We start from the raw sequence: 26,929 nt of genomic DNA, 5'->3' as shown, positions 1-26,929 counted from the left end.
GAAAAATTTAATACTATGTACGGATTTCTTATTGCTGTAGGTGTTGTGTTGTTACTGTCCTTAATTTGGATGGTCTACCGCATTCAAACACTTGTTTCTGTGGTGAAGGGTTCTGATAAGAAGATTGCAAGTAGCAGTAACAGTGTCAATGCCTTTCTATTTATTGTTTTCCTCGTTTTATTCGGGGGACTCATGGTATGGTATTCTGTAAAAGAATTTGATAATTATACGCTGCCAGTAGCTTCTGAGCATGGTATAGAGACAGATAAGTTGTTTTGGGTGACGATGGCCGTTACAGGTTTTATCTTCATCATTACACATATTCTGCTTTTCATATTCCCTTATAAATATCGTTATGATGAGAAGCGTACTGCTTCTTTCTACCCAGATAACAATAAACTGGAGGTCATTTGGACTGTTGTACCTGCTATCGTTTTAACCGTGCTCGTTATCGGTGGTTATCAAACTTGGTCGGATATTACGGCTCCTGCGCCTGAAAAGTCGCACCAAGTGGAATTGATGGGATATCAGTTTGGTTGGGAAGTTCGCTACCCAGGTATGGATGGCGTTTTAGGATCGCACGATTACAGATTGACTTCTGGTACAAATGCTTCTGGTATCGATTTTACGGACAAAAATGCTTTAGACGATTTTACTTCTCCAGTAGTTGTAATCCCTAAAGGTGAGCCTGTAGAATTTAAAATTCGATCTAGAGATGTATTACATTCCGTTTTTGCGCCTCATATGCGCTTAAAAATGGATGCGGTTCCTGGAATGCCTACTCGCTTTTGGTTTGTCCCAACCAAGACAACAGCTGAAATGCGTCAGGAACTTGGAAATGATGAATTCGTATATGAAATTGCCTGTACTGAAATCTGCGGTAGAGGGCATAATGCAATGAGAAGAGTGATTGAGGTTGTTGAGCCAGCTGAGTATAGAAAATGGATGGCAGAGCAGAAGCCCTATATTGTAAACAATCCCTCACTTGTTGAAAACTTAACTCCTGATCTTAAGGAGTTGGCAGAAATTACAATTTCAGAACACAAGTAAAACTTAATATCACATGGCAACATTAGCGCAATCAACTGCTTCCCATGATGCACATGATCACGATCATGAGCACCACGAGGAGGGTTTTATCTCCAAGTATATCTTTAGTTACGATCATAAAATGATCGGGAAGCAATTCCTTATAACAGGTATATTCTGGGCTATTATCGGTGGTTTACTTTCGGTAATCTTCCGTCTACAGCTGGGTTTTCCGGATTTAGAGCTACACTTCTTGAAGCCTTTACTCGGTGGATGGATTGACGAGTCAGGTAAGCTAGATCCTGAGTTCTACCTTGCATTGGTTACCATGCACGGTACAATCATGGTATTCTTTGTACTAACAGCGGGCTTGTCTGGCACTTTCTCCAACTTCCTTATTCCGTTGCAGATTGGTGCCAGAGATATGGCTTCTGGCTTTATGAACATGCTTTCTTACTGGTTATTCTTTGTAGCTGGTGCAATCATGTTTGTTTCTCTCTTCATCGAGACAGGACCAGCAGCTGGTGGTTGGGTAGTATATCCACCACTCTCGGCGCTTGAGCAAGCAATTCCAGGTTCAGGATTAGGGATGACACTTTGGCTAATCTCTATGACGTTCTTTATCGCTTCTTCATTACTTGGTGGTATCAACTATATTTCCACTGTAATTAACTTAAGAACGAAGGGAATGTCTTTTAGCCGACTGCCATTAACCATTTGGGCTTTCTTCTTGACTGCCATCATTGGTTTATTATCTTTCCCTGTACTATTTGCAGCTGCCCTATTACTTGTGTTTGACCGTAGCTTTGGTACATCTTTCTACTTGTCCGATATCTATATTGCGGGAGAAGCTTTACCTAACACAGGTGGTAGTCCTGTGCTCTATCAGCACTTGTTTTGGTTCTTAGGACACCCTGAGGTATACATTGTATTATTACCTGCCTTAGGAATCACTTCTGAGATCATTGCTACTAACTCACGTAAGCCTATCTTCGGATACAAAGCGATGATTATCTCCATGTTGGGTATTACTATTCTATCATTCGTAGTATGGGCTCACCACATGTTCGTGTCTGGTTTGAATCCTTTCTTAGGAAGTATATTCATGTTCTTGACACTTATCATTGCGATTCCATCTGCTGTGAAAGTGTTTAACTACCTGACGACGTTATGGAGAGGTAATTTGATCTTTACTCCGGGAATGTTATTCTCTATTGGTCTTGTATCTTTCTTTATCTCTGGTGGTTTAACAGGTATTTTCCTTGGTAACTCTGCCATCGATATTCAGCTGCATGACACTTATTTCGTGGTAGCTCACTTCCACTTAGTAATGGGTTCTGCTTCTTTCTTCGGTCTTGTTGCAGGTGTTTACCACTGGTTCCCTAAAATGTTTGGTCGTATGATGGATAACCGTTTAGGTTATATTCACTTCTGGTTGACTTTCGTAGGGGTTTACCTTGTGTTCTTCCCTATGCACTACATCGGTATTGCTGGTTTCCCAAGAAGATATTATAGCTGGACAGGTTTTGAATTCTCCAACATGTATGAGGATCTGAACATGTTCGTATCTGCAGCAGCCATTGTCACGTTTGCAGCTCAGTTTATCTTCTTGTTTAACTTCTTCTACAGTATGTATAGAGGAAGAAAAGCGAATCAGAATCCTTGGAGATCTACTACATTAGAGTGGACTACTCCAGTATTACCTGGTCATGGTAACTGGCCTGGTGAAATTCCTACGGTGTACAGATGGCCTTACGACTATTCGAAGCCAGGTGCCAAGGAAGATTTCATCATGCAGACTGTTCCTTTATCAGCTACACCTGAATCTAATTTACCGCATGAGCAAGAGCTTGTGAAATTAGAAAAGGAAATTATGGCAGAGGAACAAGAAGTATTGGTCGCTAATGAAGCTAAATCTTAAATCTTTAAACAGCTTTCGCAGGTTATCATTGATAACCGCGTTAGCTGTTTATTTCCTCATTTTGGTTGGGGGCATCGTTAGAAGTACCGGTTCTGGTATGGGATGTCCTGACTGGCCTAAGTGTTTTGGGAGCTGGGTTCCGCCTACGAGCGTGAATCAGCTCCCATCTAATTATCAGGAGATATATCTCGAAAAACGCATCGTTAAAAATGATCGTTTTGTGGCTTCTCTTGAGCGATTAGGGTTCGCCAAAAAGGCTGAGGAAATAAAAAACGATAAAAGCATTTTAATTGAAGAGGAGTTTAATGCATCCAAAACCTGGATTGAGTATGTAAACCGGCTTATTGGAGCGATTATTGGCTTGCTTATTCTGGCTGTATTTATTCGATCCATTTCGCTTTACAGCGTCGATAAATGGATCCCTATACTCTCTTTCATTAATCTTATTCTACTGCTCTTTCAAGCTTGGATAGGTTCCATAGTAGTATCCACTAATTTACTACCGTGGATGATCACAGTACATATGGTACTGGCATTAATCATTGTTTGCCTTTTGTTGTATGTGTTTTACCGTGCACTTAAGGTGAATTATGTTCCTAAACATACCATGAGGAATGCCAATAAAGTTTATACGTTATTACTTGTTGGTTTTATTCTTATGATTCCTCAGATCGTATTAGGTACGCAAGTTCGTGAGGCTATAGATCATGTAGCCTTTGAATTTGGGAACCTTTTTAGAGGACAATGGATTAACAATTTAGGGATTGAGTTCCTGATACATCGGTCTTATTCTCTTGTGCTTCTTCTTATTCATGCAGTACTTATGTATTGGATTTATAAGTATACAGTAAGAGGGAGTAAGATCTATTGGCTAACTAAACTACTGTTTGGAGTCATCGTATTAGAAATTCTTTCCGGTGTTGGTATGGCTTATTTTGCTATTCCAGCGTTTCTCCAGCCGATTCACTTGTTGTTCGGCGCACTAATAATTGGGATTCAGTTTTTGCTGCTCCTTTTTATTGGGAATCAAAAAGTTAAAAGTGATAGTATTCCTTCATGAGAACCGTTCATTTCATTCTTGACAACTGGGCCCAATTTGTGTCTTCTCGCCTGAAAGCGTATGCAGAGCTATTAAAGCTTAGGCTTTCCTTATTGGTCACCTTTTCTGCAGTCTTTGGATATATTTTAGGTGATTCAGGGGCAGTCTTTTCGTGGCCTACCTTCGTAGGACTTATGTTAGGTGGTTTCCTCATAAGTGGTGCCTCAGGTGCTGCGAATGAAATCTGGGAACGGGACTATGATAAGCTGATGAAGCGGACTCAAAATCGTCCTTTGCCAACGGATGCTATTGGATTGAATGAAGCGATTTTGTTTACCTTCTTCGCGGGTTTTACGGGGATCTATTTGCTTTGGATCTTTACCAATCCATTAACGATGTGGTTAGGGATTCTCAGTATGGTACTCTATGTATTCGCGTATACGCCACTTAAGCGTGTAGGGCCTATCGCCGTGTTCGTAGGCGCCATCCCTGGTGCTATGCCACCACTTTTAGGATGGACTGCGGCTACAGGAGTAATTGGGCATGAAGCACTTATTTTATTCGGTATTCAGTTTATCTGGCAGTTTCCTCATTTCTGGGCTATCGCTTGGGTTAGTGACGAAGATTATAAGCGAGCAGGTTTTAAACTGCTTCCCTCAGGAGGTAAGAAGGATTTAAATACGGCCATCCAAATCATGATTTATACCTTATTTCTTCTTCCATTAGGTCTGTTGCCTACTTATTTCGGATTAACAGGAATTAACTCAGGTATAGTCGCTACAGTTTGTGGTGTTTTATTTCTTGCTCAGACCTTCTCGTTGATGAGGGACTGTTCACGTAAATCTGCCTTACGTATCATGTTTGGGTCCTTTCTGTATCTGCCCATTGTACAAATTGCATATCTATTAGATAAAGTTTAATATGGAAGAAAAATTCGCTTATGCGGAAGGAGTAGAGCAACCCATTGCGATGCATCCTAAAAAGTTCGCCTTGTGGCTTTTTATGGTGACAGTGGTGATGATTTTTGCCGCCCTTACGAGTGCTTATATCGTACGTCAATCGGAGGGGAATTGGCTTGAGTTTGAATTGCCAACGCTCTTTTGGTATTCTACTGGTATTATTATCATTAGTTCGTTGGCATTGCATTGGGCCTATACAGCTGCAAAACGGGATAACCTAGTGCAACTTAAGCTCGGCATGGCCGTAACTGTGGTAACTGCCATCGCGTTTCTTGTAGCGCAGTGGTACGGTTGGGTAGCTTTAGTCAATCGTGATGTGTTCTTCGTAGGGAATCCTTCCGGGTCCTTCCTATATGTTTTTACCGGTTTGCACGGAATACATTTGATAAGTGGTGTGATATTTATCATTTTTGTATTAATTTCGTCATTCCGATATAAAGTGCATTCACAAGAAATGACTGTCATGGAAATGTGTGTGACTTACTGGCATTTTCTTGGTGGTCTTTGGATTTACCTCTTTATGTTCCTTCTATTGAATCATTAAAAATTATTAACTAATATGGCTACTGTTTCGACATCAGTCCCAGGTGTTAGCTCTAAAAGGGGAGTCTGGGGTGGCGGTAATGAACCGCTGAAGGCAAGTTATGGAAAACTCATGATGTGGTTTTTCCTACTATCCGATATCTTTACTTTTGCTGCCTTCCTGGTAGCTTATGTGGCTATTCGTGTCAGCTTCCCAGCTTACGCGGGTCCAGATGACGTATTCGTGGGTTCCAACGAATACTGGCCAGTACCAGAAATGGTGTTCGACGCCTTCCCTTTCTTCCATGGTGTTCATTTACCACTAGTTTTCGTAGGTCTAATGACGTTTATTCTCATCGCAAGCTCCGTTACTATGGTATTGGCCGTAGAAGCTGGTCACCGTAACGATAGAGAAGATGTAGTAAAGTGGATGCTTTGGACATTACTTGGTGGTATTACCTTCTTGGCCTGTCAGGCATGGGAGTGGTCTCACTTTATCCATGGTTCTGATGGTGGTAGTATGATTACCTACGTGAATAACATGGGGAAAGTGGTCACTGACACAGTGTTTGGTGCCAACTTAGTGGTGAATGAATACGGTCCTGCCGCCTTTGCCCAACTTTTCTTCTTTATCACTGGATTCCACGGTTTTCACGTAACTATCGGTGTCGTACTTCTATTCCTTGCTTTCTATCAGGCAGCAGTAGGTGTGTATGAAAGAAGAGGTCACTATGAAATGGTAGAAAAAATAGGGCTTTACTGGCACTTTGTAGATCTAGTGTGGGTATTCGTGTTTACCTTCTTCTATCTCATCTAATTAAATTTAAGACTATGGCGACAGAAAATAAACCACTTAACGTCATCCCTAGAGATGAAGCTAAGATTGTAAAAATTTGGAAGACAGCTGGTATTCTATTAGCACTTACTCTTGTAGAATTCGTATTTGCTTTTAACATGGAGCGAGGGATCTTATTATATTTGATCTTTATCGCACTCACCATTTGGAAAGCAAAATATATCATGATGGACTTTATGCACCTTGGTGAAGAAGCGAAACCGCTTTTCTACTCCATCGTCGTTCCATTGATATTCTTAGTATGGCTTGCTATCGCATTAGTGAAAGAAGGTTCCGAAATCTTCTTAATGCGCTGGTAATCGCTATTCGATCGTACAAAAAAAAGCAGGTAGAAATAGACATTTTCGCCTGCTTTTTTGTTATTCCTCTACTATGAAAGGATTACGTTTGCTACAGGGCCTCATTCTGGTCTGTATTCTATTAGTGCCGATTCTGATCTTTCTCTTTCTTAAAGCTTTTGGGGAAAATCAATATGACATTCCCCTTCTCTATGAAAACGGTGTGGAAAATATCTATCATGACTGTGTCTATGAAGAGGGTGTCCAACATACCATTCCCTATTTCGAGCTTACCAGTCACCGTGAAAAACCGCTAGGAAGAGAAGAAATGACGGGCAAAGTAACTATTGTTGATTTCTTCTTTACTTCTTGCCCGAGCATCTGTCCCGTTATGTCCACAGAAATGGAGCGTGTAGATGATGCATTTCGGGGGGATGACCGCGTTCAAATCTTCTCTATAAGTATCGACCCTGATTATGATACGCCTGAAGTGCTTCGTGAGTATGCCGATTTTCACAGAGCATCCGATAAATGGCACTTTCTTACAGGTGATAAAGAGGCTATTTACGACTTAGCTCGCTGCGGATTTATCCTGCCCACCATCGACGGAGGGGACGACCCCGAGGAATTTGTGCATTCAGATAAGTTCGTGCTCATAGATGATCAGGGACGTATTCGTGGTTATTATAGTGGCACAAATCGTAAAGATGTCGATCTCTTAATTCTTGAAACAAAGGTTCTATTACATGGAAAAAAGTAATGTCATGCGTCCTGGTAACGAAAGCACGATTCGGCTTTGGATTACCATCATTTCGATAGCAGTGCCTGTCGTCGTAGCCATCCTTCTGTTTATGCCTGCCAAATTAGATGTGGCCTCGGACTGGGTTTATTTCCTTCCGCACCTAAATGCGGTGATTAACTCGGCAGCGACCATCGCACTTATTGCAGGGCTCGTATTTATCAAGCAGAATAACATCAGTATGCACCGAACGGCCATGAGTACCGCTTTCGGCCTGGGAGCTATTTTCTTGGTCTCCTACGTGATCTACCATGCATCAGCAGAAAGTACTTCCTTCGGTGGAGAAGGAACCATCCGCACGGTGTATTTCTTTATTCTCATTTCGCATATCATCTTAGCAGCCGTAGCACTATTCCCGATCTTGTTTGCCTATTATTATGGATACACAGATCAACGAGCGAAGCATAAAAAAAGTCGTTCGCTTCGCTTATCCCATCTGGCTTTATGTGACAGTAAGTGGCGTAGTGGTCTATCTGATGATAAGCCTTATTACATGCATTAAGGGAACTTAACCCGCCAAAAAACACTTATTTAGGTATGAAAAAGATTATTGCTCTCAGCATCACCCTTCTGGTAACGCTTCTCTTTCACGTGCAGAGTTTTGCGCAGTGCGCCATGTGTCGCGCTACAGTGGAGAATAATGTATCCAATGGAGATACTTCTGTAGGTGCTGGTCTTAATGCGGGAATTCTTTACCTGTTCTCGATGCCCTATCTCATCGCTGGCAGTCTTAGGCTACCTTTGGTATCGTAATGCGAAAAATAGGAAAAAGAAGTTTGTGTTCTTCGGTGAGAAAATGTAAAAAGCTCCGAGTAATGTCGCTAAAAGTAATTAGCACTCAGCGCTTAAACTGACTATATACAAGAAGACGTCCATAAGGCGTCTTTTTTTGTTTCTTCTGCATGGTTTTTGCGCCACGCGCAAAAGGTAAACCGCCAAAAGGACTCCCTATTTCCTGCTTTGCTGCCTCTCCTCCCTGATATATCACCCTAGGAGAGAGGGGAGGGCACAGGAGTAGAAGGGTTATGCTGAAGCGAAGTATCCCGTAAGGTTAGCTAACTTTCTCTGTTCTTTTCGTATTTTACCACACTATACCGCTTTTAGCATCCTCCATTTCGTTCTATGTTAAAACAAAGACGGCTTCTTTTATTTCTGCTCTTAGGATCGATGGGCTTCCTGCTGCTCGTGGGAAGCTTTTACCTAACCGTCCGAGATGATGAACAGGCATATTTCGAACAACTGAATACGCAGTTTCAGGAAATAGATGCACAGTTCGACCAGGATTTTGTGGACTTACTGCTCAGAAGCAAGCCTGATGAAGGCCTGCGTTTTTCCCAATTGAACTTTGATACGACCTATCCCTTTCTAGTGTATACCGAAGAGGGAAAGCTGGCTTTTTGGTCAGACTTTACCCTGGTACTCGATTTTACCTTGGTGAATAACCAAGTTAAGTATCAATTGGTAGAGGATAATTTTGGGCGCTACTTCTCCAAGCTTCGCCGTTTCTCACGAGGTGGGGAAAATTATTGGCTCCTGCAGGCTGTTCCTGTTTATTACAAGCGGACTATCGAAAATCAATACCTCTATACAGGGCCTGATAACCGAATTTTCGGCTCGCAGCCTATCGTTATTGCCGCTACTTCCCGTGCGGGTTTCCACGATGTGCGTTCGGTCAGCGGGGATTACTTTTTTTCGGTAGGCTTCCAAGAAAATGCATCCTTTATGTACTTGAATGAAGGAAACATCACCCTGCTCATTTTTTTCTTCTCCTTAATTTTCCTCGTACTGCTTATTGGGTATGACTTCATCCAAATGCTATGGTCACGAGGAAAAGGGCTTTTGGCCATCTTTTACACTGCCATGCTTCTCTTTACCATGCGGGCGCTTATGCTTTTCTTTCACTTTCCGCAGGATTACTTCGAGCTCGACTTTTTTTAGTGCCACATTTTATGCCTCCTCTTTTTTTAATCCCAGCCTTGGAGACTTGTTTTTAAACGTCGTTTCTTCTATCGTGGTGCTGCTGATGGTCATCGGTTTTATCACACGGAAAAAATTCACCTATAAAATCCGACGCTTTCTGCTTCCTAAGCCCGCATGGGCCTATACCTTAGCTGCTTATATCTTCTCCAGCGTGCTGCTGCACCTTTTTTATTCGCTTTACCTTAATATTTTCCAAAATGCTCAGTGGCAACTGAATATATTAGCTATTCCCTCTTTCGATGCCTTTAAGCTGACCAGCCTAGTCATCATTTTCTTAGCAGGTGCAGGGTATTTGCTGTTTTCGATCCTGGTGATGAACCTCATCATGACGCACATGGGGGTCGGCAGGCGCTTTGCACTGCAAGTGCTCCTCCTCTACAGCTTGCCCATGATGGGGGTGCTACTGTACCTCAACTGGATGCTGGTTCTCGTCTTCAGCGCGCACTTGATTCTGGTGGTCTCCATCATCAGTTTTCGTCTGTATGAAAATATCTTCACCCTCGGACTGAATACTTTTTTGACCTTTTTCTTTGGCTGTCTCATCGGGGCCGTAATTACGGGGGTGGCCACCTATGAGGTGCAGCTGGCCAGTGATAAGCAGACCAAAACCAGTTTCGGACAGCAGCAGCTCGTAGAAAACGATATTCTCGCCGAATACCTGCTGGCCGATGTAAAGGAACGCGTAGCCGGAGACCTCTTTATCAAAACCGTGCTTCCAGACCCGCTTCAGTCGAATGAGGCCATCGTGCGCAAGATTAAAAAAATCCACATCGGTGGCTACTTCGATCAGTATGAAGTCACGATTCGACTGTTTAATGTGGCGGGGGATGACCTACTGGATGCCGAGAGCCCCCTGCGGCTACTCGATTATAAGCGCGAGTACGTAAACAGTGATTACGCGACTTCGGTGCGCGATCTTTATTTTATAAAAAACCCAGAGGAGGATTTTGGAAATACCTACGTGGCCTTTATCCCGATCATCCGCGATAATCAGCTGCTGGGCACCGTGCTACTCTATCTTAAGCAGATGAAAGTGCTGCCGGGCGCCGTGTTTCCGAGACTGCTCCTCGACGATAAATACAGCGCGGGTCTAAATAGCCGTAATTTCGACTATGCCGTGTACAGCGATGAGGAGCTACTCTACAGCGTAGGCGTGTTTAACTACCGCGCAGAAGATGTGCTGCGCCTGCCCAGTATGCGCGGATTAGACGGACAGGGGGTCAACCTAAAAGGCTATCACCATGTCGGCATCGGAGAGCCCGGACGTCTGGTGGTAGTCAGCTCGCCCCTTTATCCCCTTTACTACATCTTGGCTGATATCTCGTTCTATTTTATCGCCTATATTCTGCTCACACTGCTCTCCATCCTGCTTTACTTGGCGATACGTGGCATTCGGCGCGTGGATTTTAACTACTCCACCAAGCTCCAGTTTTACCTGAACTTTGCCTTTTTCGTGCCCATGCTCGTGATCTCGGTGATCATCATCGGCCTGCTGACGAATAGCTACCGCGAAGAACTGAACAGACAGTATTTTCAGCGGGCGAATCTCATCGGGAATAACCTCTCCGCCATCCTGGAGCAGGAAATCGCCGGCGAGCTCGAACCCGATGACTTCCCTGAGGCCGTAGGAGATCTCTCCCTGCTGACCAGTACCGAAATAAATATCTATGAACCCAGGGGCAGCCTATTGGCCACTTCCCAGCCGAATATTTTTGATAAGGGCATCTTGCGGCCCTGGGTGAATCCACGCGCTATCGCGCAAATAGTGGAAGGCCAAAACAATATCATCCTCCTAGATGAGCGGGTCGGCGAGCTGCGCTACAAAGCCGTATATGCCGCCATCCGTTCCACGAACAACAAGGAAATTCGCGCCATCATGGCCATCCCCTTCTTTGAGTCTGAAAATGAACTCGACGCACTCATCGCTGATGTGTTTAGCAATATCCTGAACATCTTCGTACTCATCTTTATCGTCTTTCTGATCATTTCCTACTTCGTGTCGAAAAGTCTCACTTATCCCTTTAAGATGCTAACCAGCAAGCTTTCCGAAACCGACCTGGATACGAATGAACCCATGCAGTGGCCCAGCCGTGATGAAATCGGACTCCTGATCGATGAGTATAACAACATGCTCTTTAAGCTCGAAGGCTCGAAAAAGGCCCTAGCCAGCACCGAGAAAGAGTCCGCCTGGAGGGAAATGGCCAAACAGGTGGCCCACGAAATCAAAAACCCCCTGACCCCCATGAAACTGACCCTGCAGCACCTGCTACGCCTGCAGCAAATGGGCCACCTCGACGATCCCGAAAAGCTTAAAAAGCCCATTCAAACCCTTATTCATCAGGTGGATACCCTAAGCGATATCGCCACCTCTTTCAGCACCTTTGCGAAGATGCCCCTGCCGAAAAATGAGCAGATGGACTTCCGCCAAGTCGTGACAGAGGCCGTCGAACTCTTTAAAAACCGCGAAGACCTCCTCCTGCACTTTGAAGACCAACTGCCTGCAGGGAAAGTCCAAATCCTAGGAGATGATCAACTTTTCGGAAGGGTAATCGGCAACCTGATCATTAACGGTATTCAGGCCGTGCCCGAAGAGCGACAGCCAGAGATCCACTTGGTACTCTTTGCCCGGGAGGGCCAGGTGATCCTCTCGATTCGGGATAACGGCAAGGGCATTCCCGAGGAGCTCGCCGATAAGATTTTCGTGCCTAATTTTAGTACCAAGTCGGAGGGCTCTGGACTGGGGCTGGCCATCGCGAAAAGGGGCGTCGAGACCGCAGGAGGGCGCATTTGGTTCGAGTCGCAGGTGGATGAGGGCAGCACCTTTTACCTCTCTTTCCCCCTGCAAGCGCCCGTTTAATGCCAGCCGTGCGAAAGGCATTACGCTCACCAAGCGCCTCCTAAGCGAGTACCTGAGGCCATTTCTAAACAGCGGTTTTTGGGCTATGCCGCCCAAAACATGACATGTATCATATTTCCAGCTGGGAAAAGGTCAATCCCCCCATGCTGCCCATGCAGTAGCTTTGTACCTAATAAACGCTACAGCTATGGAGGGAAACAGCACATTAACAGCCACATTCGAAATTCCGGAAAATCTGATTGCGGCGCATCACTGCGCCCAGCTTCCGATCGGTTTTACCCGGAACGGCATGCCCTATAAGGCGCTTTGTACGGGAGAGGTCCTCGAAAAGCCTACCCTCTACACCGCGCAGCTCCCTCAGGTGCTCGACTGGCTCCACAGTCAGGAGCGCCCCAGTGCCTTAGAGGCCAGCCCCTGTGAGGTGCCGGTGCTGCTCTATGAAAAAGAGCTCTCCTTTTCTCATATTTTATTTCACTACGACGGTACCAAAGCCTCCGTGCGCCTTATTGAGAATTTTTTACAACTTTTCGGCCCACACCTAACGGAAAGTAAGGCGACCATCATCTCCCCGCGCTTCACCCCGAAATCCAAGCAGCGTGAGGAGCAGCGCATCATCGAACAGGTCGGCCAGGTGACCGCTGAAACTTCCTTTATCAAGTTCAATTTTACGCGCATCGGGGACTTTTGGTCCTATGCCGTGCAGCAAGACTGCAGCCTGCTCGTCACCACGAAAGCCTACCAGGCAGATCTGGCTAAAGTGCTCTTTCACTTCTATAAAGGCAGCAAGTGGAGCGACCGCCTCTCCTTCTATCTCGCGCTTTAAATCATGCTAAAAGCTGATTTTCATCACCTTTTTTCTCTGCCGACGGCCTAACTTGCATCCATTATGAAACCAGAACTGCTCCATACCGCCCGCGTTTCCACGCCGCCTGCCTGCTACCACTGCGGGGAGAGCTGCAGGGAGGAACACCTGACCTATGCAGAAAAAGACTTTTGCTGCACGGGATGTCAGCTCGTCTATCAGGTCCTCAGCGAGGCGGATATGTGCAGTACCTACTATGCGCTGGAAGCCCAGCCGGGCAGCACCCAGAAATCCCGCTCCGAGCGTGAAAACCGCTTTGACTACCTCCTCGATGCCGAGGTGGAAGGCAAGCTGATTGACTTTAAAAACGAGCGCGAAACCCACATCACCTTTACCATCCCACTGATCCACTGCGCCTCCTGCATCTGGCTCCTCGAAAACCTGGAACGCCTCCACAGTGGCGTGATCTCCGGACGGGTAGACTTTATGAAAAAACAGGTGCAGATCAAGTTTTTGCACGAAGTGCTTACCTGCGCGACCTGGTTCGCCTGCTCAGCAGCATCGGCTATGAGCCGCGCATCCAGCTCTCCGATGTGGTCGAGCGCAAGGCTGTCTCAGGCATGGATAAAACCCTGCTGTTCAAGCTCGCCGTCGCAGGATTTTGCTTCGGGAATATGATGTTCTTTAGCCTGCCCGAATACTTTTCGGAGGCCGCACTGCTCGGAGACAGCTTTAAAGGCCTTTTTAACTACCTGAACGTGTTGCTGGCGCTGCCGGTCTTCTTCTATGCCGCCACGGACTACTACCGCTCCGCCTGGTTGTCACTGAAAAATCGGCAGGTAAACATGGACGTGCCGATCGCCATCGGTATCGTGACGCTATTTAGCTATAGCTTGTACGAAATCTTCGTCCTGGGCCAAGAAGGCTACATGGACACCCTCGGCGGGCTCTTGTTTTTCCTTTTGCTGGGCAAATTATACCAAGCCAAGACCTATGAGACGCTTTCCTTCGACCGGGATTATACGGCCTATTTCCCCGTAGCCGTCACCCGCCTGAAGCAAGACCGCGAGGAGGTGGTGCCCCTCACCAAATTAGAGGTGGGCGATGTGCTGCTCATCCGCGACCAGGAGTTGATTCCTGCCGATAGCCTGCTGCTGGACGGCCAAGCCTACATCGACTACAGCTTCGTGACGGGGGAGGAAGTGCCTGTGGCGAAGAAAAAAGGAGAGCTCCTCTATGCGGGCGGTCGCCAAAAAGGCCAGGCCATCACCTTAGTGGTGCAGAAAAGCCCCTCTCAGGCTACTTGACGGACCTTTGGAACCAGGAGGCTTTCGCCAAAAAAGATAGCCCTAGCCTGGAGTCCCTCGCCACGAAAATCTCGGGCAAGTTTACCGCCGTGGTCCTCTTCATCGCGCTGGCGAGCCTCATCTTCTGGGCTTATCGCGGAGAGGCCGGACTGGCCGTGCAGACCTTTACAGCGGTGCTGATCATCACCTGTCCCTGCGCGCTGGCCATGTCCACACCCTTTACGCTGGGCAATACCCTCCGCATTTTCGGCAGAAATAAGCTGTACCTGAAAAATGGCCCGTCATCGAAAAGATGGCTGCCATCGATACCTTGGTCTTCGACAAAACGGGGACGCTGACGGACCCCGCGCATGCGAGTATCGCGTATGTGGGCTTTACGGGCACCACGCTCAGCGAAAGCCAAAAAAGCATTATCAAGGCCATGGTGGGCAGTCCACGCATGCGCTCAGCAACAGGCTGCACCGCTACCTGCAGAAAAGCCCTGCCGCGACGCTCAACTCCTGCGAAGAAATCCAGGGAAAAGGCTTGCTCGCCACACATAAGGGCAGCATGTACCGCCTCGGCTCAGCCAGCTTTACAGGATTGCCACAGGCACTCCGCCAGGGCTTCACCGGAAATCAAGTGGTTTTCGCGCAGGACGATCGGATCATCGGCTATTTTCTCCTCCACAGCGGACTGCGCCAGGGGATGGAAGCGATGATCGGCAGCCTGTCGGCGGACTATCCCGTGCACCTGCTCTCCGGCGATCAGGACCATGAGCGTACCAGCATGGCTCAGCGCCTCGGCTCAGAAGTACAGCTAAACTTCCGCCAGAGCCCGCAGGACAAATTAGACTACCTCGAAAAGCTTCGCGCAGCCGGCCAGCATGCGCTGATGATAGGCGATGGGCTGAATGACGCCGGCGCCCTGAAGGCTGCCCATGTGGGCATCGCGCTGACCGATCAGGCCAGCCACTTCTCTCCCGCCAGCGACGCCATCCTAGATGCCAGCATGCTCGAGCAGTTGCCCCGCTTCTTTCGCTTCAGCCGCCAAAGCCGAAACGTGATCAAGGCCAGCTTCGGACTGAGCTTTACTTACAATGCTTTTGGCGTGTACTTCGCCGTACAGGGGCTAATCAGCCCGCTGTTCTGCGCGATCCTCATGCCCATCAGCAGCTTGTCCGTGGTCCTTTTTACCACGCTCGCCACGAATTACCTGGCACATCGTCAGGGTCTTAGCCTTAAACCCACTGTCTCATGGAAGTAATCTTCGTGCTGATCGGGATCAGCCTTCTTCTGGCCGCAGGCTTTCTGTACATCTTCTTTCGGGCCCTGAAAAGCGGGCAGTTCGACGATGCACATACCCCGGCCATCCGCATCCTCTTCGAGGGCAAAGGGCCGAAAGCCCCCGCCGCCTCGGAAGCAGGCGCTGCACATCCCACCGTAGAAAAAACCAAATCGAATCGCATACCATCAACTAAACACAAGTAAATTATGTCAGGAGCCACGCTGGAAAAATTCAGTTACGATAATAAGATCGTAAAGTATTTCGGTGCCGCCACCATCTTCTGGGGCCTCGCCGGCATGCTAATCGGGGTGATCGCTGCCACGCAGCTTTTCCTCCCCGAAGCCAACCTGGGCAATCCCTACACGACCTTCGGGCGTATCCGTCCACTGCATACGAATGCGGTGATTTTCGCCTTCGTCGGGAATGCCATCTTCGCCGGTATCTATTACTCGATGCCGCGCCTTTTAAAAGCGCCCATGTGGAATAAAACCCTCAGCTGGTTTCATTTCTGGGGCTGGCAGCTCATTATCCTCTCTGCCGTCATCACCCTTCCCCTCGGCCTGACGACCTCTAAGGAGTACGCTGAGCTCGAGTGGCCGATCGATATCGCGATCGCGGTGGTGTGGGTTGCCTTCGGTGCGAACATGATCGGAACACTCGTGAAGCGTCGCGAGAAACACATGTACGTAGCGATCTGGTTTTACCTCGCCTCTTTCGTGACGGTGGCGGTGCTGCATATCTTTAACTCCCTGGCCCTGCCGGTATCCTTCTTTAAAAGCTACTCCGCCTATGCTGGGGTGCAGGATGCCCTCGTACAGTGGTGGTATGGACATAATGCGGTGGCCTTCTTCCTGACCACGCCCTTTCTCGGCTTGATGTACTACTTCCTACCGAAAGCGGCGAACCGTCCCGTGTACTCCTACAAGCTCTCCATCGTGCACTTCTGGTCCCTGATCTTTATTTACATTTGGGCAGGGCCCCACCACCTCCTCTACACCGCGCTGCCAGAGTGGGCACAGGTGCTCGGAGTAGCCTTCTCGGTCATGCTGATCGCGCCTTCATGGGGCGGGATGGTAAACGGCCTGCTGACCTACGTGGTGCCTGGGATAAGGTCCGCGTAGATCCTGTACTGAAATTTATGGTCGTGGCTGTGACTGCCTACGGGATGGCCACCTTCGAGGCCCGCTGCTTTCCCTTAAAAGTGTGAACGCCATCGCGCATTACACCGACTGGATCGTGGCACACGTGCACATCGGTGGCCTGGGCTGGAACGGCTTCTTGACCTTCTCCATGCTCTACTGGTTATGGCCGCGCATGTGGAAGACGAAATTGTATTCCGTGAAAATGGCAAATACGCACTTCTGGCTAGGGACTTTGGGGATTTTATTCTATGCCCTGCCGATGTATGTGGCGGCGCTGACGCAAAGCTTGATGTGGAAAGAATTCACTGAGGCAGGTCGCTTGGCCTATCCGAACTTCCTCCAAACGGTCATCCAGATCGTGCCCATGTATGTGCTCCGCGCTATCGGAGGAGTCTTCTACCTCAGTGGGGCTGTGATCATGGTGGTGAACCTGGTGAAAACGGCCAAGCAAGGCGAATTCCAAGCAGAGGAGGCCGATGCTGCCCCTGCTTTAGCCCCATACAAAGCTGAAAAAGGTGAGTTTTGGCACCGCGCTTGGGAGCGCAAGCCGGTCTTCTTCACCGTCATGGCTACCGTAGCTATCCTCATCGGGGGTGCCATCGAGATCGTTCCGACCATCCTCGTCAAGTCTAATGTGCCGACCATCGCTACCGTGGAGCCGTACACGCCGCTCGAACTACAGGGCCGTGACCTCTACATCTCTCATGGCTGCGTGGGCTGCCACTCGCAGATGATTCGCCCTTTCCGCTCCGAAACAGAGCGCTATGGGGAGTACTCGAAAGCAGGAGAGTTCGTGTACGACCGTCCGTTCCTTTGGGGCTCTAAGCGTACCGGGCCAGATCTGCACCGCGTCGGCGGCAAGTACCCGGACAGCTGGCACTACCACCACATGGTAGATCCTACGAGCATGTCGCCAGGCTCCCTCATGCCCCCGTACCCCTGGATGGCCACGAACAGCATGAAGCATGACGATGTGCCAGCCAAGATCCGCACCATGACCAAGCTGGGCGTTCCTTACCCAGCCGGCTATGACGAGCAGGCCCTTGAGGACCTTTGGGCGCAAGCCGAAAGCATCACGAAAAACCTCGAGAACTCGGGAGTGGCCGTGAGTGCCGACAGCGAAATCGTGGCCCTGATCGCCTACTTGCAGCGTCTGGGTACGGATATCAAGAAAACCACAGCTACCGCAAACCCTTAACCGCCACTGCCATGCATAAAGAACTCTTAAGATCCATCGAGAACATCGAAATCTACCCGATTATCTCGCTCCTTATCTTCGTGACCTTCTTTGCGGGGATGTTCTGGTGGGTGCTCCGCGTAGATAAAAGCTATGTGGATGAAATGAAAGCCATGCCTTTAGAAGACGAACCAGCGCTAAAACAAGAACGACATGAAACGAAATCCTAACTACACCGCACTCCTCCTGGCGGGCCTCCTGGGCGCCCCCGCCGGAGCGATGGCGCAGACTTCCTCCATGCCCTGGGTGAATGAACTGCTCAGCTTAGACGCCTCCTCCCTCACACTTCTCATCCTACTGGGCGCCGTGCTGGGGGTGATCCTGCTGCTCTTAGTGCTCATGATTTACCTGATGAGCTTCCTGTCCACCGTGCTGAAGCGCGAGATGCTGGCCAGTGGGGCCCTCGCCGCCGCTGCTGTAACCGGCCCGAGCTGGTGGCAGCAGTTTAAAGAGCGCTGGGTGACCGGCAAGCTGAAGCCTGTGGAGGAAGAACAAGACCTCATGCTGGACCACAGCTACGACGGCATCGTGGAGCTGGACAACTTCATGCCGCCCTGGTTGAAGTTCGTCTTCTACGGTACCATCGTCTTCGCCGTGGCCTACTTCGTGAACTACTCGGTGCTGGGCATCGGTAAAACACAGGTGGAGGAATACGAGGAGGAGAAGCGCCTGGCGGCCATCCAAATCGAAGCCTATAAGGCCAATCTGCTCAGCAGCATAGATGAAAATTCGGTGATCTATGACGACAGCCCACAAGCGTTGCAGGCCGGTAAGACGCTCTTCATCGAAAACTGCGCCGCCTGTCACGCTGCCGATGGCGGGGGAACAGTAGGCCCGAACCTGACAGACGACTACTGGATCCACGGAAACAGCATCGCAGCGGTCTTTAAAGTGGTGAAGTATGGCGTGCCCGCTAAAGGGATGATCCCCTGGGAAGACCAGCTGAGCCCAGAGCAGATGCAACAGGTATCCAGCTATGTGCTGACCCTACAGGGCACTACGCCGGCTAACCCGAAAGCGCCTGAAGGAGAGAAAATGGCCCCTACCAGCCCTTCCGATTCCGCCGATGAAGCGGAAGAGGAGGAGGCCTCCGAGGGGACAGCAGCTCCGGAAACGGCTACCGCTGTATAAGCTTACGGGCAGCTTGATCTGCCTATTCGGTGGGCGCGGAGCGCCAAAGTAAAAGCATGCAGCGCCCACCATATTCCATTCCCGCGGGGAGGGACAGCTTCCTCCCCGCTCTTTAAACAACCAGAGGATCCCCCTACGCCACATCCACCCATTACCCCCTTTACTCAGTCATGAAAACCCCATCTCAGCCCAGAAAAATTTCGCGACGCGCTCGCTACGGTAAAAGAGGATGGTGCGCGGAACTGGATCTTCCCTAAGCGGGTCAGCGGCTGGTTTTACAGCGCCCGCACCTACCTGTCCTGGGTGCTTCTAGCCGCCTTTTTTGCAGGACCTTTTATTCAGGTAAACGGCCGCCCTTGGCTGCTTTTCAATATCTTCGAACGTAAATTCATCATCTTCGGCGCTGCCTTCTGGCCGCAGGATACGCATATTCTGATCTTTCTGATGCTGACGCTCTTCGTCTTCGTCATCGTCTTCACCGTGGTCTTCGGCCGCGTCTTCTGCGGCTGGGCCTGCCCCCAAACCATCTTTATGGAGATGGTCTTCCGCAAAATCGAGTACTGGATCGATGGAGATGCCGGGCAGCAGCGACGCTTGGACGCGCTCCCCTGGAACGGAGAAAAGCTGCGCAAGCGCCTCCTCAAGTGGTCCGTTTTCCTGGGGATTTCTGTGTTGATCGCGCACACGGTGATGGCCTATCTCATCGGCATGGACCGCGTGATCGCCCTGGTCCAAAGCTCCCCAGCGGAGAACTGGGCGGGATTTTTCGGCCTGTTAGCCTTCACCGGCGTCTTTATGTTCGTCTTCACCTGGTTCCGGGAGCAAGCCTGCCTCGTGGTCTGCCCCTATGGCCGCCTGCAGGGTGTACTGCTGGATAAAAACAGCATCCATGTGGCCTACGACTATGTGCGGGGCGAGCCGCGGGGGCCTTTGCGCAAGCAAAAACCGCTCGTGGAGGAGGTGAAAGGGGCCTGCGTGGACTGCTCCCTCTGCGTGCAGGTCTGCCCGACAGGGATCGATATCCGAAACGGTGTGCAGATGGAGTGTGTCAACTGTACCGCCTGCATCGATGCCTGCGATGAGGTGATGGAAAAGGTGCAGCGGCCAAAAGGCTTATCCGCTATGCCTCGGAGGCGGGGATCTCCGAGGGGACGAGCCGCCTGTGGACAGGAAGGGTGAAGGCCTATACGGCCATTTTAACCCTGCTGGTGGGGATTTTCGTGGCTTTGCTGCTGACCCGCACCGACCTGGCCGCCACCGTTACTCGCTTCCGGGGCATGACCTATCAGGAGCGCGAGGGGGGTATGGTGAGTAATCTCTATGAGGTGACTTTTATCAATAAAACCTTTCAAGAGCAGGCCATCGCCCTACAGCCGGAGGATCCGACGCTGCGCCTGGAGGTGGTCGGAGATCAGCGCTGGGTGCTCGGGGAGCAAAGTAAATTTGAGGGTCGCTTCTTCCTGGTTCGGGAGCAGGAGGCCATCAGCCGAAACCAGGAGGATGTGGTGCTGCTCTTGCTCCAAAACGGGGAGGTGATCGATCGCCTGAAAACTTCTTTCGTGGGGCCAGTGAAGCGCACAGAACCGTAAAGCTATACAGAATAACACGTAACGACTAAGGATATGAAAATGAATTGGGGAACAGGAATCGTGCTGGTATTCGTCGGATTCGCGACGATCATGATCAGCATGGTGCGCATCTGCATGAAGCAGGATGATCTGCACCTGGTGGAGGAAAACTACTATGCGGAGACGATCCGCTACCAAAGCCACATCGATAAGGTGGGCAATACCCAGGAGCGGGGCCAGCAGGTCATGCAGCAGCTCCCTGGACAGGCGGCGCTACAGTTTGCGCTGCCGGCGGGTGCCAGTGGGGAGGTTCACCTCTTCCGCCCTTCGGATGCGCGACTGGATCAGCGCCTCAGTGTGGCAGGTACGCCGACAGAAGAGGCCGTGGTGCTGCCACTGGAAGGCCTGAAGGCGGGCTACTGGAAGGCCAAGTTGACCTGGCAGCTCGGGGAGCAGGCCTTTTACGAGGAGCTGAGTATCCACTTATAAAGTTCATGAGGTCCGCGCAGTGCTGCTGTTCGGACCCAAAATGAGAAAGGAGTCAAGCATGCTTTGGACGGGATTTGTTTTAGGATTTTTAGGGAGCGTACACTGCGTGGGCATGTGTGGGCCGATCGCTTTGGCGGTAGGTGCGGGGGGAGGCAAGGCCGCCTCGGCGCGTCGCTTCCATCTCCAGAAGCTGGTGTACCACCTCGGCAGGACGTTTACCTATAGCCTGCTGGGCCTGCTCATCGGCCTGCTGGGCTTTTCCCTCTTTTTAGCGGGGATGCAGCAGTCCCTTTCGCTGCTGGCGGGGCTTTCCCTGCTGCTGATGGCTTTCTTTTACAAGCGCTCCGAGCGGCTGGCAGGGCAGGGCATGGCCTTTCGCTTCGTCCAAAAGCTCCGCGGGCTGCTGGCGCGCTACCTGCGTCAGGGCAGCTACCGGGCGCATTTTTTTACCGGGGCCTTAAATGGGCTCCTACCCTGCGGGATGGTGTACTTGGCGCTGCTGGCGGCCTTTGCACTGCAGCGCCCCTGGAAGCGGCAGCCTACATGGCGGCTTTCGGGCTTGGGACGAGTCCCTTGCTGCTGGCCTGATGCTGGGAGGGCACCTGCTTCCCATGCTTTGGCGCGAGCGCCTGAACCGCGCCATTCCCTATATGGCCGTGCTGATCGGGCTACTTTTTGTGCTTCGTGGCCTGGGCCTGGGGCATCACCTCTCTCCCGCGCTGCCCACTCAGCGCCCGCTGTCGGGGTGGAGATGACGCTCTGTGGAGGGATGTAAGGGCCTCCCGGCCCAAAGCAAAAGAAAGGAGTGCAGCTGTGCCACACTCCTTTGCTGGGATTGAACTGTAATTCGTCTAAAAAATTTCTTTCTTCATACACTAATCTGCGGCCAAAGGGCCTAAATGGACTGGCTATAGCGCTTTCGTGCTTGGGCATCTCCCTGCAAGCGGCGGTCGAAGACCATACAAATGTTACGCAGGTAGGCCATGCCTTCGGGGCGGATGCGGATGCCTAGGTTCGAGAAGTGGAGCAAGCCCTCCGAGCGGAAGGCCTCCAGCTGGCTTTTGGCTTCGGCGCTGAGGCCGTCGAAGTAGCAGCGGTTCCATTCGGCTCGCCCGTTACAGGTGAGAGCCAAAAGGAGGCGGCGGGTTTCGATGTCTTCCGAGCTCATCACATGCCCCTTTACGTGTGCGCTGCGGTCTAGGCGTAGGAGTGCCCGGTAGCTGTCCACATGCTTTTCGTTTTGGACATAGGCATAATGGATATCGCTGATGGCCGAGCTACCCAGCCCCAGAAGGAGGCGGGAAGGCTTGACGGTGTAGCCCATAAAATTGCGGTGCAGCCGCGCCTGCTCCTTCGCTTGGCAGAGGGGGTCATCGGGCAGCGCAAAGTGGTCCATGCCGATTTCCTGATAGCCGAGCTGGGTCAGTAGCTCGCGGCCCAGAGCGTAGAGGGCCCGCTTTTCTGCGTTTTGGGGCAGGAAGCGCTCAAAGCTTTTTTGGGCCGGGAAGGCAGCAGGCAAGTGGGCATAGCTGTAGAAGGCGATGCGCTCCGGCCGTAGGGCTGCCACCTCGGTGAAGGTCTGGCGGATGCTCCTCGGAGTCTGATGGGGCAGTCCATAGATCAGATCAAAATTAATGGAGGTGTAGCCGATCTCCCGTGCGGCTTCTGTCACCTCGATCACCTTTTCGAAGGGCTGTATGCGGTTGATGGCTTGCTGCACCTGTGGATTGACATCCTGCACGCCGAAGCTCACCCTGCGGAAGCCCAGGTCATAGAGCCGCTGGAGGTGTTCGCGCGTGGTGTTATTCGGGTGGCCTTCGAAGCTCAGGACGCATCTGCTGCCAGTGTTCCCCCATCGAGCAGCTCCGAAAGCAGGAGCTCCAGGTGTTCGGGGGAGAAAAAGGTAGGTGTCCCTCCGCCGAGGTGGATGCCCGAGATGAGGGGTTTAGGAGGCAGTGCCGCCAGGTGTTCTTCCCATTCTTTTAGGACGCTATAGACATAAGGCTCTTCGACCTGATGGTTTTTCGTGATGCGCTTCGTGCAGCCGCAGTAGGTGCAGAGGCTTTCGCAGTAGGGGAGGTGGATGTAGAGGTGGATGCCTTCTTCCTCGCCGAATTCCGCGTAGGCCTGTCGGAGCAGGATCTGCCATTCGGTTCTATCGGGCATCTGTTCCCACTGCGGTACGGGTGGGTAGCTGGTATAGCGTGGTGCCGGCACATTATATTTTTGGATAAGTGTTGCGTTTTCCATGTTTTCCTGCTTTTAAGGCATTGAGGGTCTGGGCGCTGGCCCAAATCTGGAGGTAAAGGTCGTCGAAAAAGGGGGTGTTTCTGCTGTCTCTGCTCATGTGCTGACCTGATAAAAGTCATAAAAAAGCCTTATTTGTTTAAAAAACAGGGGGGGATTGGTGCTGGGTAGAGGGGGGAATCGGTATTTCCTGCGTTTTTTTTGTGGGGTGGGGGAACCTGTTTTTGGGTATTCGCCTGGCGGCAAAGGGAGGCTTAGGGCTGTTTTTTTTGGTTTGGCATTACGGGGAATTTGGAAAAGCGCTGGGGATTTCCTTACTTTGCACTCCGAAATCACACAGAGAGGTGTCCGAGTGGTTGAAGGAGCACGCCTGGAAAGCGTGTATACCCCTAAAGGGTATCGAGGGTTCGAATCCCTTCCTCTCTGCAGTTAAAAGATCCAATATTCTGAATACAAGGATGTTGGATCTTTTCTTTTTGGTAGGGGGGCAAGTTGGGGTGCACATATGGAAATCGACAACAATTTAGTGGAAAATGCTGCCATGTACTTCTTTATGGCAAGCTGTAAGCGCAAGGATGTGGATGAAAGAGAGTGGCTAAGTGATAGTTTTGATCGCGTACGGGGAATCAAGCATGAGGACCTCTTCAAGCTACTGCCTGCTAACTGGCCAAGTACAGAGGCCAATTTTAAATCCAATACGTAGTTTGTCGAACGGATACAAATGATATTCAAATAAAATCAGACTGCCAGTCATATAGTTATCTCATTAAAAATCATTGATTGTCAATAAGTTGAATTGGTAATTGGCGCCATAAATCACATAACCATCCTATAAGAATTCTGAGCTGCTCAAACAGCCATCAAATAAGGTTTTTAGCTAAATCTCCGCTCAACCCCGCTACACTTCTGTCAACAGGGCTAATTCCGAAATTCCGCTGCGCTCCACTTCGGTTTAGCCCTTATATGTTAGCGGTATTTTATTTTGAAAAGTCAGATGTTGCATTAGTTAAGATTACGTATTTAAATGTCAGCTTATCAAAGTCAGCATTTCTTCTCATATGTTTTACTTCAATTATTTGTGTTGCAGCGAAGTAACCATTACGGTTCTGCCATATCACAATATCACCAATAGCAGGTGTTCTCACTCTTGATGAGTAATCAAATTCATCGACATTGATTATATCCTCAATCTTTTCATGTTTTGTGACTAATGCCAGACAATCAATTGATGATGAATCAGTGTAGGCATGGACTGAGTCTGCACCTGCGCCAGACCATTTTGTTTCAAACAATAAATCACCTTCTCCTATTGAATAGCTCCCGTTATTATTTGAGTAGTCAAATTTGACAATACCTGAGTAGGCTGGGGAGTGATATTTTTCAGATTTAGGTTTGAAAATTATTCTTCCAGTTTCCTTTATTGTGATAAAGGGGCTTTGTCCTAGTTTAGGTTTAGGGTGGAGCGGGATATTTAAAAGCTCTCTTAGAAGCTTTTCATATTCGTGCTCAAATGAATCATCGTTGTTAAAGTTCCCATAAATTTTTCCCGTTAAAAACATGGGTACTTTGGATTCTGGATTTTTTCTAATAATTGGTATAATCCACTTTGTGTTTATCTTTTGCAGGAGTTCTCCGGTCATAATCATCTTTTCGTAACCAACACCACCTTGACCTTTATTAGCTTTTTCAGTGTATCGTTCACTGCATACACAAATAATTCTATTTTCATTAGAAAGGCCGTTTTCCATATAACTTGGCAAGTCGCCTCCTAAGGATAAATTGTGTTGGTCAAGAACCGCATTCACGCCATTGCTTATCAACCTGTTTGTAAGTTTTAATACCCATCCTTTATGATCCTCATCATCATGTGAGTATGAGATAAATGCTGTTGGATTATCCATTGCTACTATTTGTTTCTATTAATTACCGCTAACGGTCTCGGCTATGCGTAGTGCGGGATTACACTGCACTTCACTTTCCGTTTAGCAGTTCGTTTATTTAATGTAATTACTTTCATATCAGCACTTTCGCCCGCATTACGTATAGCCATTGTCGAACAAAAGCTTCACTAGCTTTGCCATTCCATTTCCTTCCCTAAGATAGCTGATTTTTCGTATACATCAGTATACCCAGATTCACTTGTCATGACTTTTAAAAAAAGAAAATTATACGACTACCGTGCAAAAAGCTATGGTTGTCGTGCAGGGGTTCAAACAGGCATTCTCCCGGTTCGAAGAACGTAGGGTACTCGACCAATGCTCCAAAAGCATGGCCCACAATTACGGACGCAACATCGCCCTTCTAGCACTCCACTTCGCTGGCTCCCAATACTGTACCTGAGAATCATGCTTTTTTTAAACCAGAGCTAAGCCACTCCCGGTAAAGCTCCTTGGAAAACTCTTTGTCCCTTCTTTCCATTCCGCAAGACTACAAAATACCTCGCCTATGTAGAATATGGGGTTCGTCTAAGGGATACGCTTCTTCAGATCTTATCAATCAAAGTCTTTACTATTTGCACTGGATTAAAGACCACAAAAGTGACTTTTAGATTGCTGTAAATAAGGTATTTGTAAAAAATATCGACATTGATTGGTCCGATATAAGGGTAATTTACTTGACTCCCGAATATAAAAATATGACAGGGAAGACTAAGAATTTCTGCACACCATGCATGGGGATCTGCGCAGAATGGCGTATCTTATAGTTTATTTACTGTTAACCTGCTCCATGTGCTGAAAATTTTTCATGCACCCTGGAAGTATCCCCCTTTATTTATATCTAAATTCTTAAACGTATGTGGATAGCCAGCAAAAATGGATTTTTTTCGATCGTGCAGCATAGAGAGGATCCAGAACAAGTTCTAGTGCGCGCCAGAGTCAAAAAAGACCTTGCCGAAATTTTCCCCGAAAACCGGATTCTCCACACCCCCAGCGCCGACTACCACTGGAGGGTCTATGCCTCCAAACAGGAGCTGGGCGAACTCCTCCTGGGGCAAGTTGCCGCGCTGGACTACCCGAATTTTAAAGGAAAAATCGCCGAAATCCCCAGCCAAGCGGATAAGTCGGAGGCCTATCACCGCATCTGGACTGTCATGCACGCTTACGGGCGGCAACTTTTTGACCGGAAAAATGTCTATCAAGGTTGCCTCCTCGGGGGTGCCATCGGTGATGCCTTGGGAGCACCGATCGAGTTCATGTCCTTTGCCCGCATCCAAGACCGCTATGGCGCTGGTGGCATTCGCGGCTACGTGGAATTTGCCGAAGGCCAAGGGGCTTTCACCGACGATACCCAGATGACCCTTTTTACGGCGGAAGGCCTGCTGCGTGCCCAGCATCGTGGCATGCAGCGCGGTATCAGGGGGGCAGAGGTGACCATCGTCCATCATTCCTACCTCCGCTGGCTGCACACACAGGGTGTGCCCCTGAAGGAAATGCCTGCGCAGGGGGTCTACGATCCTGCAGGCGGCTGGTTGCTGAGACGTCGCGCMAAGGCTACACGAC

Annotated in this window: 25 protein-coding genes, 1 tRNA gene and 4 pseudogenes; 27 read left to right on the top strand and 3 right to left on the bottom strand. The window is 49.4% G+C overall.

The genetic code is table 11. The features are described from left to right. Positions 1-15 precede the first annotated feature (15 nt). The 24 genes and pseudogenes from A3SI_RS07400 to A3SI_RS07305 all read left to right on the top strand — a co-directional run bounded on the left by A3SI_RS07400 (position 16) and on the right by A3SI_RS07305 (position 21,957). A complete protein-coding gene (locus A3SI_RS07400) occupies positions 16-1,050 on the top strand; it encodes a cytochrome c oxidase subunit II (RefSeq protein WP_009054790.1) in 1,035 nt (344 codons plus the stop codon). Positions 1,051-1,063: 13 nt separating this feature from the next. Further along, positions 1,064-2,950 (top strand): cytochrome c oxidase subunit I, encoded by a 1,887-nt coding sequence (locus tag A3SI_RS07395; protein WP_009054789.1) that lies wholly within the window; start codon positions 1,064-1,066, stop codon positions 2,948-2,950. Then, positions 2,934-4,010, top strand: coding sequence for a COX15/CtaA family protein (locus A3SI_RS07390; protein ID WP_009054787.1), 1,077 nt, complete (start codon positions 2,934-2,936; stop codon positions 4,008-4,010). The genes A3SI_RS07395 and A3SI_RS07390 overlap by 17 nt, the downstream gene beginning before the upstream one ends. Further along, positions 4,007-4,909 (top strand): heme o synthase, encoded by a 903-nt coding sequence (gene cyoE / locus A3SI_RS07385; RefSeq protein ID WP_009054785.1) that lies wholly within the window; start codon positions 4,007-4,009, stop codon positions 4,907-4,909. Before A3SI_RS07390 ends, cyoE begins: the two co-directional genes overlap by 4 nt. A 1-nt stretch (position 4,910) precedes the next feature. Then, the gene (locus A3SI_RS07380) at positions 4,911-5,492 is read left to right on the top strand and encodes a cytochrome c oxidase subunit 3 (RefSeq protein WP_009054783.1); all 582 of its coding nucleotides are present in this window, start codon (positions 4,911-4,913) and stop codon (positions 5,490-5,492) included. A gap of 15 nt (positions 5,493-5,507) precedes the next feature. Then, positions 5,508-6,287, top strand: a complete 780-nt coding sequence (locus tag A3SI_RS07375) for a cytochrome c oxidase subunit 3 (RefSeq protein ID WP_009054781.1) — start codon at positions 5,508-5,510, stop codon at positions 6,285-6,287. Positions 6,288-6,301: 14 nt separating this feature from the next. Beyond that, complete coding sequence (locus A3SI_RS07370) at positions 6,302-6,625, top strand: cytochrome C oxidase subunit IV family protein (protein ID WP_009054779.1); 324 nt, start codon at positions 6,302-6,304, stop codon at positions 6,623-6,625. Positions 6,626-6,698: 73 nt separating this feature from the next. Next, entirely contained in the window at positions 6,699-7,364 is a 666-nt protein-coding gene (locus tag A3SI_RS07365) for an SCO family protein (RefSeq protein WP_040670384.1), read from the top strand. Next, positions 7,351-7,902, top strand: a pseudogene (locus A3SI_RS07360) (DUF420 domain-containing protein); the annotation flags it as partial. The gene A3SI_RS07365 and the pseudogene A3SI_RS07360, both read left to right, overlap by 14 nt. 38 nt (positions 7,903-7,940) lie before the next feature. Continuing rightward, positions 7,941-8,205 (top strand): annotated as a pseudogene (locus A3SI_RS07355) (hypothetical protein). A 320-nt stretch (positions 8,206-8,525) separates the two neighbouring features. Further along, the gene (locus tag A3SI_RS22480; protein ID WP_316929126.1) at positions 8,526-9,341 is read left to right on the top strand and encodes a hypothetical protein; all 816 of its coding nucleotides are present in this window, start codon (positions 8,526-8,528) and stop codon (positions 9,339-9,341) included. A 46-nt stretch (positions 9,342-9,387) separates the two neighbouring features. Next, entirely contained in the window at positions 9,388-12,240 is a 2,853-nt protein-coding gene (locus A3SI_RS07350; RefSeq protein WP_316929125.1) for a sensor histidine kinase, read from the top strand. Positions 12,241-12,427: 187 nt separating this feature from the next. Continuing rightward, positions 12,428-13,063 (top strand): hypothetical protein, encoded by a 636-nt coding sequence (locus A3SI_RS07345; RefSeq protein WP_009054775.1) that lies wholly within the window; start codon positions 12,428-12,430, stop codon positions 13,061-13,063. A 63-nt stretch (positions 13,064-13,126) separates the two neighbouring features. Beyond that, on the top strand, positions 13,127-13,720 hold the full coding sequence (locus A3SI_RS22475; RefSeq protein ID WP_238531652.1) for a heavy metal translocating P-type ATPase metal-binding domain-containing protein: 594 nt from the start codon (positions 13,127-13,129) through the stop codon (positions 13,718-13,720). Then, complete coding sequence (locus A3SI_RS22470; RefSeq protein ID WP_009054773.1) at positions 13,663-14,349, top strand: P-type ATPase; 687 nt, start codon at positions 13,663-13,665, stop codon at positions 14,347-14,349. The genes A3SI_RS22475 and A3SI_RS22470 overlap by 58 nt, the downstream gene beginning before the upstream one ends. Further along, on the top strand, positions 14,346-14,687 hold the full coding sequence (locus A3SI_RS22465; protein WP_009054772.1) for a P-type ATPase: 342 nt from the start codon (positions 14,346-14,348) through the stop codon (positions 14,685-14,687). The genes A3SI_RS22470 and A3SI_RS22465 overlap by 4 nt, the downstream gene beginning before the upstream one ends. Then, positions 14,623-15,594, top strand: a complete 972-nt coding sequence (locus tag A3SI_RS22460) for an HAD-IC family P-type ATPase (protein WP_238531651.1) — start codon at positions 14,623-14,625, stop codon at positions 15,592-15,594. Before A3SI_RS22465 ends, A3SI_RS22460 begins: the two co-directional genes overlap by 65 nt. Next, entirely contained in the window at positions 15,585-15,818 is a 234-nt protein-coding gene (ccoS, locus tag A3SI_RS18150) for a cbb3-type cytochrome oxidase assembly protein CcoS (RefSeq protein ID WP_009054769.1), read from the top strand. Before A3SI_RS22460 ends, ccoS begins: the two co-directional genes overlap by 10 nt. 3 nt (positions 15,819-15,821) lie before the next feature. Next, positions 15,822-17,955 (top strand): annotated as a pseudogene (gene ccoN / locus A3SI_RS21540) (cytochrome-c oxidase, cbb3-type subunit I). Positions 17,956-17,966: 11 nt separating this feature from the next. After that, a complete protein-coding gene (locus A3SI_RS07325; RefSeq protein ID WP_009054766.1) occupies positions 17,967-18,164 on the top strand; it encodes a hypothetical protein in 198 nt (65 codons plus the stop codon). Then, a complete protein-coding gene (locus tag A3SI_RS07320) occupies positions 18,148-19,125 on the top strand; it encodes a cbb3-type cytochrome c oxidase N-terminal domain-containing protein (RefSeq protein WP_009054764.1) in 978 nt (325 codons plus the stop codon). Before A3SI_RS07325 ends, A3SI_RS07320 begins: the two co-directional genes overlap by 17 nt. Positions 19,126-19,302: 177 nt before the next feature. After that, a pseudogene (gene ccoG / locus A3SI_RS23205) lies at positions 19,303-20,714 on the top strand (cytochrome c oxidase accessory protein CcoG); the annotation flags it as partial. 33 nt (positions 20,715-20,747) lie between these two features. Beyond that, positions 20,748-21,182 (top strand): FixH family protein, encoded by a 435-nt coding sequence (locus tag A3SI_RS07310; RefSeq protein WP_009054760.1) that lies wholly within the window; start codon positions 20,748-20,750, stop codon positions 21,180-21,182. A gap of 58 nt (positions 21,183-21,240) precedes the next feature. Next, entirely contained in the window at positions 21,241-21,957 is a 717-nt protein-coding gene (locus tag A3SI_RS07305; protein ID WP_009054759.1) for a sulfite exporter TauE/SafE family protein, read from the top strand. 120 nt (positions 21,958-22,077) lie between these two features. Here A3SI_RS07305 and A3SI_RS22445 read toward each other — a convergent pair whose 3' ends face one another. Continuing rightward, on the bottom strand, positions 22,078-22,935 hold the full coding sequence (locus A3SI_RS22445; protein ID WP_009054758.1) for a radical SAM protein: 858 nt from the start codon (positions 22,933-22,935) through the stop codon (positions 22,078-22,080). Positions 22,936-23,006: 71 nt separating this feature from the next. Beyond that, on the bottom strand, positions 23,007-23,432 hold the full coding sequence (locus tag A3SI_RS22440) for an oxygen-independent coproporphyrinogen III oxidase (protein WP_009054757.1): 426 nt from the start codon (positions 23,430-23,432) through the stop codon (positions 23,007-23,009). Between the two features lie 335 nt (positions 23,433-23,767). Between A3SI_RS22440 and A3SI_RS07295 the strand changes: the two genes are divergently transcribed. Both A3SI_RS07295 and A3SI_RS07290 read left to right on the top strand, forming a co-directional pair. Next, a tRNA-Ser gene (locus tag A3SI_RS07295) sits at positions 23,768-23,855 on the top strand. Positions 23,856-23,934: 79 nt separating this feature from the next. Continuing rightward, positions 23,935-24,132, top strand: coding sequence for a hypothetical protein (locus tag A3SI_RS07290; RefSeq protein WP_040670383.1), 198 nt, complete (start codon positions 23,935-23,937; stop codon positions 24,130-24,132). A 274-nt stretch (positions 24,133-24,406) separates the two neighbouring features. Here the strand turns inward: A3SI_RS07290 and A3SI_RS07285 are convergent, their stop codons facing one another. Continuing rightward, a complete protein-coding gene (locus A3SI_RS07285; protein ID WP_009054755.1) occupies positions 24,407-25,330 on the bottom strand; it encodes a toll/interleukin-1 receptor domain-containing protein in 924 nt (307 codons plus the stop codon). Positions 25,331-26,259: 929 nt separating this feature from the next. Between A3SI_RS07285 and A3SI_RS19675 the strand changes: the two genes are divergently transcribed. After that, the coding region (locus A3SI_RS19675; protein WP_238531650.1) for an ADP-ribosylglycohydrolase family protein at positions 26,260-26,929 on the top strand (670 nt) is incomplete at its 3' end.

The organism is Nitritalea halalkaliphila LW7 (assembly GCF_000265075.1).
Taxonomy (GTDB): Bacteria; Bacteroidota; Bacteroidia; order Cytophagales; family Cyclobacteriaceae; genus Nitritalea; species Nitritalea halalkaliphila.
This window is presented reverse-complemented; position numbering and strand designations above follow the sequence as displayed.